Origin of the sequence: Acidovorax sp. LjRoot194, assembly GCF_964253015.1 — a bacterium.
GTDB lineage: Bacteria > Pseudomonadota > Gammaproteobacteria > Burkholderiales > Burkholderiaceae_C > Acidovorax.
This window is the reverse complement of sequence record NZ_CAXUQB020000001.1, coordinates 4,394,026-4,409,028: the sequence shown is the minus strand read 5'-3', so window position 1 is coordinate 4,409,028 and position 15,003 is coordinate 4,394,026. Positions and strand designations below refer to the sequence as shown.

Here is a 15,003-nt window from a genome sequence, read left to right as displayed (position 1 = left end):
AGCTTGGCTGCACTGCCCGGCCATCATCCTGAATCTTCCATGCCCTCATCGCTGTCCATTTCGTCCGCACTGACCCACGCCCTGACCGACAAGCGCATCGACATCCTGCGGCAGATCGGTGACACCGGCTCCATCTCGCAGGCGGCGCGCGTGGTGGGGGTGAGCTACAAGGCGGCGTGGCAGGCGGTGGACACGCTCACCAACCTGGCCGGTGCGGCGCTGGTGGTGCGGGCGGTGGGTGGTGCCGGCGGCGGGGGCGCGCGGCTGACCGAGGCGGGGCAGCAGTTGCTGGCGGCTGCGGATGCGATGACCCAGGCGCGGGGCGCCGTGCTCTCGCGCTGGCAGGCCACGCCGCATGCGGGGCCCGCGCTGGCGAGGCTGGCGGTGCGCACCAGCATGCGCAACCAGTGGCCCTGCGTGGTGCAGCGGCTGGAGGTGCTGGGGCAGATCGTGCGCGTGCACCTGGTGCTCGAGGCCGAGCTGGGCGATCTCGCGGGTGCGACGGTGCTCGCATCGCGCATCACCCGCGAGAGTGCGGAGCTGCTGGGCCTGCAGCCGGGGCTGGTGGTGCAGGCGCTGTGCAAAGCCACTGCGGTGCGGGTGGAGCGCAGGGCGGGTTCGCGCACCCATGCTGGCGCGCAGAGCGCTGCCACGGGCAGCTTTCGCCTGCCGGCCAAGGCCGTGCGCGTGGTGCGCGGCGAGTCGGGCGATGAGGTATCGGCCGAGTTGGCCGCGGGCGTGCAGATGGTGGGCTTTGCCGCGGCGGGCAGCGGACTGCGCGCAGGCAGCCAGGTGGAGCTGATCGTGGACGACAACGCGGTGGTGCTGGCGCTGGCGGAAGTCTGAAGGCGCCGCGGTCCGCCGTCCCCGTCGTGCGGCGCAGTCCACGCAGATGCTATGTATTTGATAGCTGGTGGCGCTTGTCTACCCAGCGGCAGGCCACTTTTTTATTCAAGAAATTTGCGTCCCTGCGGGCGTGGTCCCACCGCGCATGCCCACCGCGTGTGCCCGCCGCCTGCGCTCAATGACCTTTGGGCACCCCCAGCTTGCGGTACACCGTGGCGCGGCTGATGCCCAGGGCGCGTGCAGCCTCGGCCACGTTGCCGCGCGCGTCCTGCACGGCCCGGCGGATGAGGGCGGTCTCGGCCTCGCGCAGCGGGGCGGGCGATGTGGCAATCGGCGCCATGGCCGCATGGCCTGCAGTCCAGCCGCTGCCGGGCGCAGCCTGGTGCGGGGCCTGGGCCAGGCCGGACAGCCGCAGGCCCGACCACAGCGGCAGGTCCAGCGGCGCGGGCGTGCCGCGCGAGCGGGCGGCATCGAAGAGCTGGGGCCAGGGCAGCGCCATCAGGTCGCTGCAGTGCCGCAGGCTGCCGGGCGGGCACAGCGGCAGGGGCAGCAGTTGCCGGGCCATGCTGTTGCAGCCCAGCACGTAGCCGTCGCCGTCCAGCACCAGCAGCCCGTCGGCTTCGCTGCCCAGCGTGCTGCCGGGCCAGTTCACGCGCAGCAGCAGGGCGTGGGGCAGTTGCAGCAGCAGCGCGTCTTCCATGGCGCGGGCGGACCGGGCCACCAGGTGGCGCAGTTCGGGGCGCTCGGGCACATCCACGCCGGTCAGGTCCAGCATGCCGATGCACTGCCCGTCGGGGCCGAAGAGCGGCGCGCCCGCGCAGCTGTAGCTGCCGTTGTCGTCGAAGAAATGCTCGCCCCGGTGCAGCCACACCGGCTGCAGCTCGGACAGCGCCGCGCCGATGGCGGTGGTGCCCACTGCGGCTTCCGACAGGTCGATGCCCACGCGGCCGATGGCGCTGGCGCGCGGGTCGTGGCGGTCGCACGGGCCCTGCACGTCCACCACGATGCCCTGTGCATTGGTCAGGATGGCGAAGTACCGCATGCCGGCAATCGCGCGGGTGAGCTGGTCCAGCACCGGGCGCGCCGCGCGCAGCAGGGCGTGGCTTTGCTCGCGGCTGCGGCGCTGGGCGGGCGCGCTCACCATGTCGAAGGCCACGCGCTGCGCGGGCTGCAGGCCCCGGTCCAGGCAGCGCTGCCACGACCGCGTGATCCACGGCTCCACCGCGGTGCGCGTGGTCAGCGCGCCCTCGTCCAGCAGTGCGCGGCGCGCCTGGGCGATCAGGGCGTGGCGGTCCTCGGCGGGTGATGGCGGTGCGGTGGCGAGCATCGGTATCCCGGGTGGATGGCGGGTGGCGGCGCTGCAGCAGGGGCGGCCGCAGCGGCGTGCCCCGCATGATGCTCCGGTGTGCGGCGCAACATGTTTCATTTTGAGAATTTCCGGCGCGCGCTGCCGGAAATTCAGGGTTCTCCCTAGGGATGGGGCCGGGGGGCGGGCAGAAGATGCAGCGGCTTAGGACAGGTTCACAGCCAAACTCTTCTAGGAGACAGCCAGATGCAAGTCCAGTTCACGGTCAACGGGCGCGCGGCCCGTGTTGACGTTCCACCCAACACCCTGCTGGTCCATGCGCTGCGAGAGCACCTGCTGCTCACCGGCACCCACGTGGGCTGCGACACCAGCCAGTGCGGCGCGTGCACGGTGCACGTCAACGGCCGCGCGGTCAAATCGTGCGCCATGCTGGCCGTGCAGGCCCAGGGCGCCGATGTGCAGACCATCGAGGGCCTGGCCGCGCCGGACGGCACCATGCACCCCATGCAGGCGGCCTTCAAGGAATGCCACGGCCTGCAGTGCGGCTTCTGCACCCCGGGCATGGTGATGAGCGCGGTGGACCTGTGCAACAGCCACCCGCACGCGAACGAAGGCGAGATCCGCGAGCTGCTCGAAGGCAACATCTGCCGCTGCACGGGTTACCAGAACATCGTGCGCGCTGTGCAGGTCGGCCAAAAAGCCATGGCCTCGGCATAACGGAAAACAAGGAGACAGACCATGGGTGCATCCGACTTCTCCAAGCTGCCGCACATCGGCGAATCGCTCCGGCGCAAAGAGGACTACCGCTTCCTCACCGGCGCGGGCCAGTACACCGACGACGTGGTGCTGGCTGCGCAAAGCCATGCGGTGTTCGTGCGCTCGCCGCATGCGCACGCGCGCATCAACAGCATCAACACCACCGCCGCCAAGGCCGCGCCGGGCGTGCTGGGCATCTTTGTGGGCACCGATGTGGCGGCCGACAACATCAACGGCCTGCCCTGCGGCTGGCTCATCACCAGCACTGATGGGCAACCGATGAAGGAGCCACCGCACCCCATCCTGGCGCAGGGCAAGGTGCGCTACGTGGGCGACCACGTGGCCGTGGTGGTGGCCCTCACGCAGCAGCAGGCGCGCGACGCGGCTGAGTTGGTGGAGGTGGACTACGACGTACTGCCCGCGGTGGTCAGCGTGGCCGATGCAGCGGCGGGCACGGTGGCCGGCGCAGGCCTGCACGACGCGGCGCCGGACAACCACTGCTACAAGTGGGCCATCGGCGACAAGGGCGCGGTGGATGCGGCCTTTGCCAACGCGGCGCATGTGACGCAGCTCGATCTGGTCAACAACCGGCTGATCCCCAACGCCATGGAGCCGCGCACGGCCATCGGCAGCTACAGCCGCGCCAACGACGAGTACACGCTGTACGTGAGCAACCAGAACCCGCACGTCGAACGGCTGCTCATGACGGCCTTCGTGATGGGCCTGCCCGAGCACAAGGTGCGCGTGATCGCGCCCGACGTGGGCGGCGGCTTCGGCTCCAAGATATTCTTGTATGCCGAGGACGTGTGCCTGACCTGGGCGGCCAAGAAGCTCAACCGCAACATCAAGTGGGTGGCCGACCGCAGCGAGTCCTTCGTGTCGGATGCGCATGGCCGCGACCATGTGAGCCATGCCGAGATGGCGATGGACAAGGATGGCAAGTTTCTGGCCATGCGCGTGCACACCGATGCCAACATGGGCGCCTACCTCAGCACCTTTGCCAGTGCGGTGCCCACCATCCTGTACGCCACGCTGCTGGCGGGCCAGTACACCACGCCGCAGATCTATGTCGAGGTGGACGCGTGGTTCACCAACACCGCGCCGGTCGATGCCTACCGCGGCGCGGGCCGGCCCGAGGCCACCTACCTGCTCGAGCGCCTGGTCTCGCGCTGCGGCTGGGAAATGAACCTGCCACAGGACGAGATCCGCAAGCGCAACTTCATCACCAGCTGGCCCTACCAGACGCCGGTGGCGCTGCAGTACGACGTGGGCGACTACCACGCGTGCATGACGCAGGCGCAGCAGCTGGCCGATGTGGCGGGCTTTGCGGCGCGCAAGGCGGCCAGCGAGGCCAAGGGCCTGAAACGCGGCATCGGCTACAGCAGCTACATCGAGGCCTGCGGCATCGCACCGTCCAACATCGCAGGCGCCCTGGGTGCGCGCGCGGGCCTGTTCGAATGCGGCGAGGTGCGCGTGCACCCCACCGGCAGCGTGACGGTGTTCACCGGCTCGCACAGCCACGGCCAGGGGCACGAAACCACCTTTGCGCAGGTGGTGGCCGCGCGCCTGGGTATCCCGGTGGAGAACGTGGACATCGTGCACGGCGACACGGGCCGCGTGCCGTTCGGCATGGGCACCTACGGGTCGCGCTCCATCAGCGTGGGCGGCGCGGCCATCATGAAGGCGCTGGACAAGATTGAGGCCAAGGCCAAGAAGATCGCGGCGCATTTGATGGAGGCGAGCGACGCCGACATCGACTTCAGCGGCGGCGAGTTCACCGTGCGCGGCACGGACAAAAAGATCCCGTTCGGCCAGGTGGCGCTCACGGCCTATGTGCCGCACAACTACCCGCTCGACAAGCTCGAACCCGGGCTCAACGAAACGGCGTTCTACGACCCGACCAACTTCACCTTCCCCGCAGGCACCTACATCTGCGAGGTCGAGGTAGACCCCGCCACCGGCAGCACGCGGGTGGACAAGTTCACCGCGGTGGACGACTTCGGCACCATCATCAACCCGATGATCGTGGAGGGCCAGGTGCACGGCGGCCTGGTGCAGGGTATCGGCCAGGCGCTGATGGAAAACTGCGTGTACGACCGCGAGACGGGCCAACTGCTGACGGGCAGCTTCATGGACTACGCCATGCCGCGCGCTGATGACTTCCCCGAGTTCAAGCTGGGCCATGTATGCACGCCCTGCACGCACAACCCGCTGGGCACCAAGGGCTGCGGCGAGGCGGGGGCGATCGGGTCGCCGCCCGCGGTGATCAACGCTCTGCTGGATGCGCTGCACCCACTGGGCGTGAAGGAGTTCGACATGCCCGCATCGCCGCACCGCGTGTGGGAAGCCATTCAAAAAGCCAAGGCCTGAGGAAATACACCATGTACGCCTTCACCTTTGAAAACCCATCGTCCACCGCAGCCGCCGCGCAGCTCATCGCCCAGGGCGGCAAGCTGCTGGCGGGCGGGCAGAGCCTGTTGCCGTCGATGCGCCTGCGGCTGGCCAATCCCGGGAAGATCGTCGACCTGAACAACATCGCCGAGCTGGCCGGCATCCGCCGCGAGGGCAACGCGCTGGTCATCGGTGCCATGACGCGCCACATGGACGTGGCGAACAGCGCAGAGGTTAAAAGCGCCATCCCGGCGCTCGCCGACCTGGCCGCCCACATCGGCGACCGGCAGGTGCGCGCGCGCGGCACGCTGGGCGGGTCCGTGGCCAACAACGACCCCGCGGCCTGCTACCCCAGCGCGGTGCTGGGCCTGGGGGCGACCGTCATCACGAACCAGCGCGAGGTCGCAGCCGATGATTTCTTCGTCGGCATGTACACCACCGCGCTGGAGGAGGGCGAGATCATCACCGCCATCCGCTTTCCGATTCCGAAGCGCGCGGTGTACCTCAAGTTCAAGCAGGCCGCGTCGCGCTTTTCGCTGGTGGGCGTGTTCGTAGCGCAGACGGACAGCGGCGTGCGCGTGGCCATCACCGGCGCGGCCAGCAGCGTGTTCCGGCATGCGGGGCTGGAGGCAGCGCTCAACCAGAGCTTCACGCCCGCATCGGCCGCTGGCGTGAAGATCGACGCGAGCGACCTGAACAGCGACATCCACGCGAGCGCCGCCTACCGCGCCAACCTGATCAGCGTGCAGACGCAACGTGCCGTGGCCCAGTTGGTGGGATAAGCGAGGAGGGGAGTTGGGTGACCCACCACGGGGCCGAGTGTTCTGTGGTGGGCAGGTATTGGATAAGAATGGCCGCTACCGCTTGTTAGGCAAGCGCTAGAAGCTATCAATTAAATAGCAATGAATCCACAAATCCCTCACGTTGCACACCACCCGGCGTCCGCCTCCGTGGACGGGCTGCTGCAGGCCCTGCAGGGCGTGGGCTACTTTGCCGACCGGCGCCTCGCCACGTCGGTGTTCCTGGCCCTGCAACTGCAGCGCCCCCTGCTGCTGGAGGGCGAGCCCGGCGTGGGCAAGACCGCGCTGGCCCGGGCCCTGAGCGCGGTGCTCTCTCGCAGCCTGATCCGCCTGCAGTGCTACGACGGGCTGGAGCAGCGCGAGGCACTGTACGAGTGGAACTATGCCGCCCAGCTGCTGCACATGCGCCTGGCGGAAGGCAAGGCCAACGCCGACATGGCGCAGGTCGAGCGCGAGGTCTACCAGGACCGCTACCTCATCCGCCGCCCCCTGCTGCAGGCCCTGCAGGCCCCCGCGCCCGGCGCTGTTTTGCTCATTGACGAAGTGGACCGCGCCGACGAGCCCTTCGAGGCCTTCCTGCTCGAATACCTGGGCGAGTACCAGGTCAGCATCCCCGAAATCGGCACGGTGCGCGCCAGCGCCACGCCCGTCACCTTGCTCACCAGCAACCGCACGCGCGATTTGCACGACGCCGTCAAGCGCCGCTGCCTGTACCACTGGCTGGACTACCCCGACCGCGACCGCGAACTGGCCATCGTGCGCGCACAGGTGCCGGGCGCCAGTGCGGCGCTGGCGCAGCAGGTCGCAGACTTCGTGGGCCGGCTGCGCAGCCAGCCCTTCGCCAACGCCTTCCAGCGCGCGCCCGGCATTGCCGAAAGCGTGGAATGGGCCAAGGCGCTGGTGGCGCTGGACACCATCGTGGTGGACCCCGAAGTGGTGTCCGACACGGCCGGCATTTTGTTCAAGCAGCGCGAGGACGTGGCGGCGCTGACGAGCGACATGGCGGTGCAGCTGTTGCAGCCTGCCGACGCGTGATGCCAAGCGGCCTTCCAAAATACGCAGCCGTTCACGCTGAGCTTGTCCAAGCGCTGCGCGAGGCTTCGACAGGCTCAGCCCGAACGGCCTGGAATGATCGAATGCGTATCCGTCACCTGTGTGGGAACCTGTGAGGGTGCGACCATGGCGGGAGGCACACCCATCTCTCAACTCGGCGACGCTCGCACCGGCAAGCTGGCCGACAACCTCACCGGCTTTGGCCGCACCCTGCGCCGCGCCGGGGTGCCGGTGGATGCCGCCCGCATGGCGCTGGCGCAGCAGGCCGTGATGCTGGTGGGCGTGGAGCGCGCCGACTTTGGCGCCGCGCTGGAGTCGGTGCTGATCAGCCGCGAGCAGGACCGCCTGGTGTTCCGCGAGCTGTTCGACGCCTACTTCAAGAACCCGAACATTGCGCAGAAGCTGCTCGCCCAGATGCTGCCCAGCGCCGAGACCAAGGCCGAGCCCGCCAAGCGCCGTCCGCGCGTGAGCGAGGCCCTGGCGCCGGTGCACGCCGCGCGCAACGCCCCGCCGGTGCGGGAGGACGAAAAAATCGACCTTGACGCCGCCATGACCGCCAGCGACCGGCAGCGCCTGCACCATGCGGACTTCCACCAGCTGTCGGCCAGCGAATACCTGCTGGTGGAACGCCTGGCCCGGGACATCGCACTGCCCTTGCCGCACTACGCGGCCCGCCGCACCCGCCCCGGCGTGCGCGGCAGCCGCCCGCACTGGCCCGGCGCCATGCAGCAGGCCGCGCGCACCGGCGGCGAGCTGCTGACCCTGCCGCGCCTGCAGCGCCGCCAGCAGCCGCTGCCCTTGCTGGTGCTGGTGGACGTGTCGGGCTCCATGGAGCGCTACGCGCGGCTGCTGCTGGCCTTTTTGCACGCGGCCACCGCACCGCGCCATGCAGGGCCCGGTCTGCGGCGCGACGTGTTCGCGTTCGGCACGGGCTTGACCGACCTCACGCCTGCGTTCCGGCTGGCCGACACCGACGCCATGCTGGAGGTGGCCGGCCAGGCGATTGCCGACTTTGCCGGCGGCACGCGCATGGGCGACAGCCTGGCCGCGCTGCGCCTGCAGCACGCGCGGCGCCTGGTGGGGCGGCGCACGCTGGTGCTGCTCATCACCGACGGCCTGGACACCGGCGCGCCCGAATTGCTGGAGCGCGAGCTGGGCTGGCTGCGCCGCCACAGCGGCCGCCTGCTGTGGCTCAACCCCTTGCTGCGCTTTGGCGGCTATGCGCCCACCGCGCGGGGCGCGGCGGCGCTGCACCGCCAGGCGCACGGCATGCTGGCGGTGCACAACCTCGCGCGGCTGCAGGACCTGGCGGTCAGCCTGGCGGCGCTGCTGCGGCAGTGAGGACTTGGAGCGGACGCGGAGGCGGTGGTGGTTGCCGACGAATGCCATCACCACCGTTCATGCTGGGCCCGTCGAAGCGCGGTGCAGTGCTTCGACAGGCTCAGCACGAACGGTGAAGGGGCTGCGCTGTATCGAATGCAATGGATTTCTGAGACTTGTGAACACTGAGAGGACCCCACCATGGAAATGCAAGCCAGCCGTACCCTTGCCGTGAGCCAGCAGCAGGCTTGGGACGCACTCAACGACCCCGAGGTGCTCAAGCTGTGCATCCCCGGCTGCGAGAAGGTCGAGCCCACCGCCGAGCACCAGTACAGCGTGGCCATGGCGCTCAAGATCGGGCCGGTGTCGGCCAAGTTCGCGGGCAAGATCACGCTGTCGGACATCGTGCCGCCCGAGAGCTACACCATCGCCTTCGACGGATCGGGCGGCGTGGCCGGCTTCGGCAAGGGCAGCGCGCAGGTCCGGCTGGTGCCGCTGCCCGCCGATGCGGCAGGGCAGGACAGCTGCGAGCTGCACTACACCGTGCAGGCCACGGTGGGCGGCAAGATCGCGCAGCTGGGCCAGCGGCTGATCGATGGCGCGGCCAAGTCGATGGCCGAGGATTTCTTCAAGCGCTTTGACAACGAGATGCAGCGCCGCCACCCGCGCGCTGTGGCAGACGACGCAGCGGGTGCAGCGGTGCCGCCCGAAGAGCCCGAGCCTGCGGTGGCGGCCCTGGCAGCGGCGACTGGGATGCAGGCAGGCAGCGGGCCCGGTGCGCCCACTGCCGCCGCCACCGTGTCTGCAGCCTCAGGGGCGACTGCCGCCGCAGAGCACAGCGCATTGGCCGCCACAGCGGGTGACGACAATCCCCCCAGCGGCATACCGGTTTGGGTGTGGGCGGCCGGCGCAGGCGCGCTGGTGCTGTTAGCGTGGTGGTGGAACTGACTCCCCCTGAGTCACTTTGCGCCTTCCCCCTGAGGGGGACGCCTCCGGTGGACCGGCGAAGCCGGATCCACGGTGGCGCTGGCGGGGGCACCGTGCTGCTTTGGGGCGCAGCGGGCGTGGTGGATGGCGGTGCAAGACCGTTGAAATGAACTAGCGAAGAAGCAAATGGAAAACCTGGATGTGATGGTGCTGCGCACGCTGCAGGGCTGGCGGGCTGCGGGGCGGCAGGCGCTGCTGGCCACCGTTGTGCGGACCTGGGGATCGTCGCCGCGGCCGGTGGGCTCGATCATGGCGCTGTGCGAAGACGGGGCGGTGGTGGGGTCGGTGTCGGGTGGGTGTATCGAGGACGATTTGATCGACCGCCACACGCGGGCCTATGCGCAGGTGGCCGCCGCAGCCAGTGCGGCCGGTGCAGGCGATGCGGCGGTGGACCGCAGCATCCCGAGCGGCCCGCCCGCCTTCGTGAAGTACGGCATCACGGCGGACGAGGCGCACCGGTTCGGCCTGCCCTGCGGTGGCACGCTGGAGCTGTTGCTGGAGTACGACCCCGACCCGGCCGGCCTGGCCGCGCTGATCCAAGCGCTGGAGGCCGGCCGCCTGATGCAGCGCAGCGTGCGCCTGGCCGATGGCGTGGTCACGCTGCAAGCCGCCGCAGCGCCGCAGGACCTGGTGCTGGACGCGCAGCAGCTCACCAACACCTTCGGCCCCGAATACCGCATGCTGCTGATCGGCGCGGGGCAGCTGGCCGAGTACCTGGCCACCATGGCGCTGTTCAACGGCTTCGCGGTCACGGTGTGCGACCCGCGCGAGGAATACCGCGGCAGCTGGAACGTGCCCGCCGCCACGGTGGTGAGCGACATGCCGGACGACGTGGTGGCCGCCTTCAAGCCCGACCGGCGCAGCTGCGTGGTGGCGCTCACCCACGACCCCAAGCTCGACGACCTGGCGCTGCTGGAGGCGCTGTACACCGAGGCGTTCTACGTGGGCGGCATCGGCTCGCGCCGCAACAACGAGGCGCGCCGCGCGCGGATGATGGAGCACTTCGACCAGACGGCCGAGAGCCTGGCGCGGCTGCGCGGGCCCATCGGCATCTACATCGGCAGCAAGACCCCGCCCGAGATCGCGGTGAGCGTGATGGCCGAGATATTGGCGGTGAAGAACGGCGTGGCCCTGCCGCGCGACGTGGAGGTGGCGCAGGCCAAGAACGAGCGGGAGCTGGCGCACAACGACCCCGGTGCGCTGGTGTGCGGCCTGGGCTGACCCGAGCCAGCCGCCCGTTCAGCCGCCCGTTCAGGCCCCCATGACCACCGGCCCGCCCTTGGCGATGCCACGCTGGTACGCGGGACGCGCTTCCATGCGGCGCTTGTAGGCCTGCAGGTTCGGGCAACTGGCGGCTTTGCTGGCACGCGAGAGGGCGGCCTCGACCGCAAAGCTCATCTGGAAGTCGGCCATGCTCAGGTGCTCGCCCGCGAACCAGGTGTTCTGGCCCAGGTGCTGCTCCATGAAGTCGAGCGCGGTGTTCACGTTGGGGTCGATCACCTTGTCCTGCACCTTGCCGCACAGCGCCTTGGCGATGGGCTTCACGAAGAAAGGCATGGGCTGGGTGGGGATGGTCATGAACACCAGCTTCATCACCAGCCAGTTCATCAGCGAGCCTTCGGCGTAGTGCATCCAGAACCGGCACTGGCGATAGGCGGGCGTGCCGCGCGCAGGCTGCAGGTGGGCCAGGTCGCCACCGGCCTGGGCGCCGTAGGTTTCCACCAGATATTCGACGATGGCACCGGACTCTGCAATCACCTCGTCGCCATCGGTGATGACGGGGGACTTGCCCAGGGGGTGGATCTTTTTCAACTCGGGCGGGGCCAGCTTGGTGGCCTTGTCGCGCTGGTAGATCTTGAGCTCGTAGGGGAGGCCCAGTTCTTCAAGGAGCCACAGGATGCGCTGAGAGCGCGAGGTTTCGAGATGGTGCACGGTGATCATGGCGCGCATCTTAGAGCGGTTGACAAAACTCTTCTGGCCTCGTTGCCACGTCTTGTCGTACTGCGTGTACTGCCTGCGAAGTGGCGCCAGGCCAGAACCGCTCCGCTGAATTTTGTTATCCGCTCCGGGCCATGGCAACGGGGTGAGCGTGCCACTGCAGCCGGAGCAGATTGCAGACACAAAAAAGCCCTCGCGAGGAGGGCATTCTTTGGCGCCGGGCGCAGGCCCCAGCGGCAGATATCAACCGCCCTTGTGGGTGCGCTTGCCAGGGTTCTTCTTGCTGCGGGTGGACACGCCACGCTCCAGGCTGTTGCGCTGGCCGCGGCCAGGAGTGGCCAGCGAGTAGCCAGGCAGGGGCTGGGGACGGGGGGTACGCTTGCGGTCTGCTTCGGTAACGATCTTGTTGCCCATGGTGGTTCTCTGTCGAAGTGGAAAAAAGAGTGATTTTAGGCTACACGCCGCTTGCGGGCTTTTTCAGCGCGCAATGTGTGTATCTTGCCACCACTCATGCCATCTGCTGCGCGGCGCTGTGGCTGAGCCGCCAGCAGGGCTTCGTCCTCACCGTCAGGGCACGGAAAAATGGTTGCCTGCAATGGTTCCCTGGTCGGTAGACAGGGCTTCCACGCAATGCACGGGCTGCACAAAACCCTGCCCGATGTCCTCGATGGCGGTGGTGCGGATGACCGGCGCATCGGCACGCACGCCGCCAAAGATGGTGGCGAACGCCACGTCGGCAGCGTCGCGCCCGGTGGAAAAGCGCAGCAGCCCCATCGGTATGGCGGTGCCAGACGGGTCAAAGATGTACCAGCGGTCGCCCAGGTACACCTCGACATAGGCATGAAAGTCGGGCGGGCCCAGGCTCGGGTCTGCGCCGTAGTCGGTGCCGGTGGTGAAGCGCGCGGGGATGTTCACCGCGCGGCACAGCGCAATCATCAGGTGCGCAAAGTCACGGCACACGCCCACTTGCTCGATCAGCGTGTCGACGGCGGACGTGTTGGAGTTGGACGTGTTGGATGTGAAGGCCACATGGCGGTTCACCCAGTCGCGGATGGCCTGCACGCGGCCGTGGCCTTGCCACAGCGCGCCAAATTCCTTGTTGGCCAGCCGCAGCAACCTGTCGGACTGGCAGTAGCGGCTGGGGTAGATGTAGCCCATCACCTCCGGCGGCAGCTGCCGCACGGGCACTTCGGCCAGCTGCATCGGGTTGGCGCGGTGGTGGGCAATGTCCACCGTGGCGGAGTAGGACAGCTCCAGCACGCCCGGTTCGCCATGCAGCCGCAGCGAGCGGTTGAGCGTGGCGGGGTCGGTGTGGATCTGGTACGAAATGTCTTGGTTGATGACCAGGCGTTCGTTGCTGACCGTCTGCTGGGGTGTCTTGGCGGCGTGGATGTTGAACACGAAGTCCGCGCCGTACTGGTCGATCTCGTAGCGCAACCCGATGTGCAGGTCCATGCGCACGCGGTCTTCCAGAGGGCGCGTGGGCGCGGCACCTGGCGTGCCCGCTGCGCCGGAGAGTGGCCAGACGTCAGAGGTCATCGAAGCACCATAGGGAGGGGTAGACACTAAATGCAGAGAGTTCATGCTGCGCTCCACGATCCGGCCAGAGATGTGGATGGAGCTGCGCCGCGGCGGGCGGCAGATGGGGAACTGAAGGTCTGGAGTGGGCGGTCCATGGGTTGTCCTTGGTGTGCTGCGCATCCGTACACCGGGCGCGACAGCCTGCCATCAGGATAGACCCGCACGTGCCACGGGCCGTGTAGGCCGACGGCGCGCCGTCGCGCAGGTTGGGCGAGGGATGCGGGGCTGGGCACACCACCATCATGAGATACCGAACGCGCTGCGCAGTGCCGCGCAGAAATCCGTGTTGCCGCTGACTGACAGGGTCAGCGTGGTGCGCGGGGGGGCAGGCGTGCCTGGCGCGCTGTGGATGCCGCCCGTCGCCGCGTTGAAGTCGAGCGCCAACGGGGTGCTGACGTCCTGCACGCCCTGCAGGTCGTACTGCCACTGCCCGCCGTCTTCCGAAGGCCCGCAGGCGTCGGGGAATTCCGAGTGCGCCCATTGCAGCACCAGCGCCACCTCGGCGTGCAGCGCGGCCAGCTGCGCGGGCAGCACGCTGGCCATGGCGTCGAACGTGCCGGTGCCTTCGTCGTCTTCGCTGTAATCAAAGTCCAGGTAGTTCAAGCTCATGGGGCATTGTGCGGCACGGGGCCGGGCCGCCTGCCGTGGTGCCTAGAATCGCTTTTTGTCCAAAAAGGGGAACAGGGTGGCCGACAGCTCGATGTTGCAGGTGACGGGGTTGCGGTTTGCCTACCCCGAATGCGCGGTGCTGGAAGGGGTGTCGCTGGCATGGCCGGCGGGCCTGGCGCTGGTGCAGGGCGACGAGAGCACGGGCAAGACCACGCTGCTGCGCGTGCTGGCGGGCGAGCTGGTGCCGCAGGCTGGAGACATCGTGCTGCAGGGTGTGCCGCAGCGCAGCGCGCCCCAGGCCTACCGCGCGCAGGTGTTCTGGCAAGACCCGCGCAGCACGGCGCTGGATGAGATCACGGCCCGGCAGTGGCTGGCAGGCTTGCCCGCGCAGTACCCGGCCTGGGACGCTGCGGCGCTGGCCTTGCATTTCGAAGGCTTCTCGCTGGAGCCGCATCTGGACAAGCCGTTTTTTGCCTTGTCGACCGGCAGCCGGCGCAAGGTGTTGATGGCGGGTGGCTTTGCCAGCGGGGCCGCGCTCACGCTCATCGACGAGCCTGTGGCGGGGCTGGACAAGCCCTCGATCAACTATTTGGTGCAGGTACTGGCCCGGGCGGCCAGCGACCCTGCACGGCTGGTGGTGGTGGCCCACTACGAGGCGCTTCCGGGCGTGGCCTGGGGCAGCACGTTGACCTTGGCCCGGGCTCGCTAAACTGGGCGATCTCCCGCCCACAGCTTCTCCGATTTTTCTGTTACCTGAAGGAACACCATGGACGCGCTCCTCTTCGCCCCCGTGGCGGTGGCCATTGCGCTCACGCCCGGCCCCAACAATTTTTGTGGCCTGAACAACGGCATTCGCGCGGGTGTGGGCGCCGCGCTGGTGGCCACGGTGGGCCGGGTGGCGGCGTTCGCCATCTTCCTGACGGTTTCGGCTGTCGGGCTGGGCGCGATGCTGCTGGCGTCCGAGACGGCGTTCACCGTGGTCAAGTGGGTGGGCGCGTTGTACCTGTTCTGGCTGGGCTGGCGCGCGTGGCGCAGCCGCGAGTTCAGCGGGCTGGAGGTGGAGGAGGGCGGCGATGTGAAGGAGTCCGGCGCGCCGGTGAACATGCGGGCGCTCATCACGCAGGAGTTCCTGCTGGGCATCACCAACCCCAAGGCCATCATTTTGTTTGCCGCGGTCTTCCCGCAGTTCATCGACCCGGCCCAGCCGGCCGTGCGCCAGTTCGTGGTGCTGGGCGCTGTCTACCTGGCCGCCGAGTTCGTGTCCACGGCGGTATACGCGGCGGGTGGGCGGCAGATCCGCCGCTTCATCCGCACATCCCGCGGTGTGGTGCGGCTGAACAAGGCCACGGGCGGTTTCTTCATGGGCGCGGGCGGACTGCTGCTGGCCACCAACCGGTAACGCGGTGACGCGGTAGA

At 68.6% G+C, this 15,003-nt stretch carries 15 protein-coding genes; 10 read left to right on the top strand and 5 right to left on the bottom strand.

Going from position 1 to position 15,003, the window contains the following annotated elements; all coding sequences use genetic code 11:
• Positions 1 to 39 precede the first annotated feature (39 nt).
• Positions 40 to 846: a TOBE domain-containing protein gene (locus tag ACSQ3N_RS20015; protein WP_056170548.1), complete on the top strand. Its 807-nt coding sequence runs from the start codon at positions 40 to 42 to the stop codon at positions 844 to 846.
• 175 nt (positions 847 to 1,021) lie between these two features.
• Here the strand turns inward: ACSQ3N_RS20015 and ACSQ3N_RS20010 are convergent, their stop codons facing one another.
• Positions 1,022 to 2,173 (bottom strand): helix-turn-helix domain-containing protein, encoded by a 1,152-nt coding sequence (locus tag ACSQ3N_RS20010; RefSeq protein WP_056170545.1) that lies wholly within the window; start codon positions 2,171 to 2,173, stop codon positions 1,022 to 1,024.
• Between the two features lie 225 nt (positions 2,174 to 2,398).
• Between ACSQ3N_RS20010 and ACSQ3N_RS20005 the strand changes: the two genes are divergently transcribed.
• From ACSQ3N_RS20005 to ACSQ3N_RS19975, 7 genes are all read left to right on the top strand, one after another.
• Positions 2,399 to 2,869, top strand: a complete 471-nt coding sequence (locus ACSQ3N_RS20005) for a (2Fe-2S)-binding protein (RefSeq protein ID WP_056170543.1) — start codon at positions 2,399 to 2,401, stop codon at positions 2,867 to 2,869.
• A 21-nt stretch (positions 2,870 to 2,890) separates the two neighbouring features.
• Entirely contained in the window at positions 2,891 to 5,278 is a 2,388-nt protein-coding gene (locus ACSQ3N_RS20000) for a xanthine dehydrogenase family protein molybdopterin-binding subunit (RefSeq protein WP_056170540.1), read from the top strand.
• A gap of 11 nt (positions 5,279 to 5,289) precedes the next feature.
• Positions 5,290 to 6,081, top strand: a complete 792-nt coding sequence (locus tag ACSQ3N_RS19995; protein ID WP_056170539.1) for an FAD binding domain-containing protein — start codon at positions 5,290 to 5,292, stop codon at positions 6,079 to 6,081.
• 120 nt (positions 6,082 to 6,201) lie between these two features.
• Complete coding sequence (locus ACSQ3N_RS19990) at positions 6,202 to 7,134, top strand: AAA family ATPase (RefSeq protein WP_056170536.1); 933 nt, start codon at positions 6,202 to 6,204, stop codon at positions 7,132 to 7,134.
• Positions 7,135 to 7,278: 144 nt separating this feature from the next.
• Positions 7,279 to 8,493, top strand: a complete 1,215-nt coding sequence (locus tag ACSQ3N_RS19985; protein WP_056170533.1) for a vWA domain-containing protein — start codon at positions 7,279 to 7,281, stop codon at positions 8,491 to 8,493.
• A 180-nt stretch (positions 8,494 to 8,673) separates the two neighbouring features.
• Entirely contained in the window at positions 8,674 to 9,420 is a 747-nt protein-coding gene (locus tag ACSQ3N_RS19980; protein WP_436147253.1) for a CoxG family protein, read from the top strand.
• A 165-nt stretch (positions 9,421 to 9,585) separates the two neighbouring features.
• Positions 9,586 to 10,680, top strand: a complete 1,095-nt coding sequence (locus tag ACSQ3N_RS19975; protein ID WP_436147252.1) for an XdhC family protein — start codon at positions 9,586 to 9,588, stop codon at positions 10,678 to 10,680.
• A gap of 30 nt (positions 10,681 to 10,710) precedes the next feature.
• Here ACSQ3N_RS19975 and ACSQ3N_RS19970 read toward each other — a convergent pair whose 3' ends face one another.
• From ACSQ3N_RS19970 to ACSQ3N_RS19955, 4 genes are all read right to left on the bottom strand, one after another.
• A complete protein-coding gene (locus ACSQ3N_RS19970) occupies positions 10,711 to 11,400 on the bottom strand; it encodes a glutathione S-transferase family protein (protein WP_436147251.1) in 690 nt (229 codons plus the stop codon).
• A gap of 240 nt (positions 11,401 to 11,640) precedes the next feature.
• The gene (locus ACSQ3N_RS19965) at positions 11,641 to 11,811 is read right to left on the bottom strand and encodes a hypothetical protein (RefSeq protein ID WP_200926930.1); all 171 of its coding nucleotides are present in this window, start codon (positions 11,809 to 11,811) and stop codon (positions 11,641 to 11,643) included.
• Positions 11,812 to 11,964: 153 nt separating this feature from the next.
• Positions 11,965 to 12,852 (bottom strand): transglutaminase-like domain-containing protein, encoded by an 888-nt coding sequence (locus tag ACSQ3N_RS19960; RefSeq protein ID WP_436147982.1) that lies wholly within the window; start codon positions 12,850 to 12,852, stop codon positions 11,965 to 11,967.
• 366 nt (positions 12,853 to 13,218) lie between these two features.
• Entirely contained in the window at positions 13,219 to 13,587 is a 369-nt protein-coding gene (locus ACSQ3N_RS19955) for a hypothetical protein (RefSeq protein WP_436147250.1), read from the bottom strand.
• Positions 13,588 to 13,663: 76 nt separating this feature from the next.
• Between ACSQ3N_RS19955 and ACSQ3N_RS19950 the strand changes: the two genes are divergently transcribed.
• On the top strand, positions 13,664 to 14,296 hold the full coding sequence (locus ACSQ3N_RS19950; RefSeq protein WP_436147249.1) for an ABC transporter ATP-binding protein: 633 nt from the start codon (positions 13,664 to 13,666) through the stop codon (positions 14,294 to 14,296).
• Between the two features lie 57 nt (positions 14,297 to 14,353).
• On the top strand, positions 14,354 to 14,986 hold the full coding sequence (locus ACSQ3N_RS19945) for a LysE family translocator (protein WP_436147248.1): 633 nt from the start codon (positions 14,354 to 14,356) through the stop codon (positions 14,984 to 14,986).
• Positions 14,987 to 15,003: the final 17 nt, after the last annotated feature.

Bases quoted from the DNA above. Each gene is read 5' to 3' on its own strand.
- ACSQ3N_RS20015 (WP_056170548.1), top strand. From the start codon at position 40: ATGCCCTCATCGCTGTCCATTTCGTCCGCACTGACCCACGCCCTGACC.
- ACSQ3N_RS20010 (WP_056170545.1), bottom strand. From the start codon at position 2,173: ATGCTCGCCACCGCACCGCCATCACCCGCCGAGGACCGCCACGCCCTG.
- ACSQ3N_RS20005 (WP_056170543.1), top strand. From the start codon at position 2,399: ATGCAAGTCCAGTTCACGGTCAACGGGCGCGCGGCCCGTGTTGACGTT.
- ACSQ3N_RS20000 (WP_056170540.1), top strand. From the start codon at position 2,891: ATGGGTGCATCCGACTTCTCCAAGCTGCCGCACATCGGCGAATCGCTC.
- ACSQ3N_RS19995 (WP_056170539.1), top strand. From the start codon at position 5,290: ATGTACGCCTTCACCTTTGAAAACCCATCGTCCACCGCAGCCGCCGCG.
- ACSQ3N_RS19990 (WP_056170536.1), top strand. From the start codon at position 6,202: ATGAATCCACAAATCCCTCACGTTGCACACCACCCGGCGTCCGCCTCC.
- ACSQ3N_RS19985 (WP_056170533.1), top strand. From the start codon at position 7,279: ATGGCGGGAGGCACACCCATCTCTCAACTCGGCGACGCTCGCACCGGC.
- ACSQ3N_RS19980 (WP_436147253.1), top strand. From the start codon at position 8,674: ATGGAAATGCAAGCCAGCCGTACCCTTGCCGTGAGCCAGCAGCAGGCT.
- ACSQ3N_RS19975 (WP_436147252.1), top strand. From the start codon at position 9,586: ATGGAAAACCTGGATGTGATGGTGCTGCGCACGCTGCAGGGCTGGCGG.
- ACSQ3N_RS19970 (WP_436147251.1), bottom strand. From the start codon at position 11,400: ATGATCACCGTGCACCATCTCGAAACCTCGCGCTCTCAGCGCATCCTG.
- ACSQ3N_RS19965 (WP_200926930.1), bottom strand. From the start codon at position 11,811: ATGGGCAACAAGATCGTTACCGAAGCAGACCGCAAGCGTACCCCCCGT.
- ACSQ3N_RS19960 (WP_436147982.1), bottom strand. From the start codon at position 12,852: ATGGACCTGCACATCGGGTTGCGCTACGAGATCGACCAGTACGGCGCG.
- ACSQ3N_RS19955 (WP_436147250.1), bottom strand. From the start codon at position 13,587: ATGAGCTTGAACTACCTGGACTTTGATTACAGCGAAGACGACGAAGGC.
- ACSQ3N_RS19945 (WP_436147248.1), top strand. From the start codon at position 14,354: ATGGACGCGCTCCTCTTCGCCCCCGTGGCGGTGGCCATTGCGCTCACG.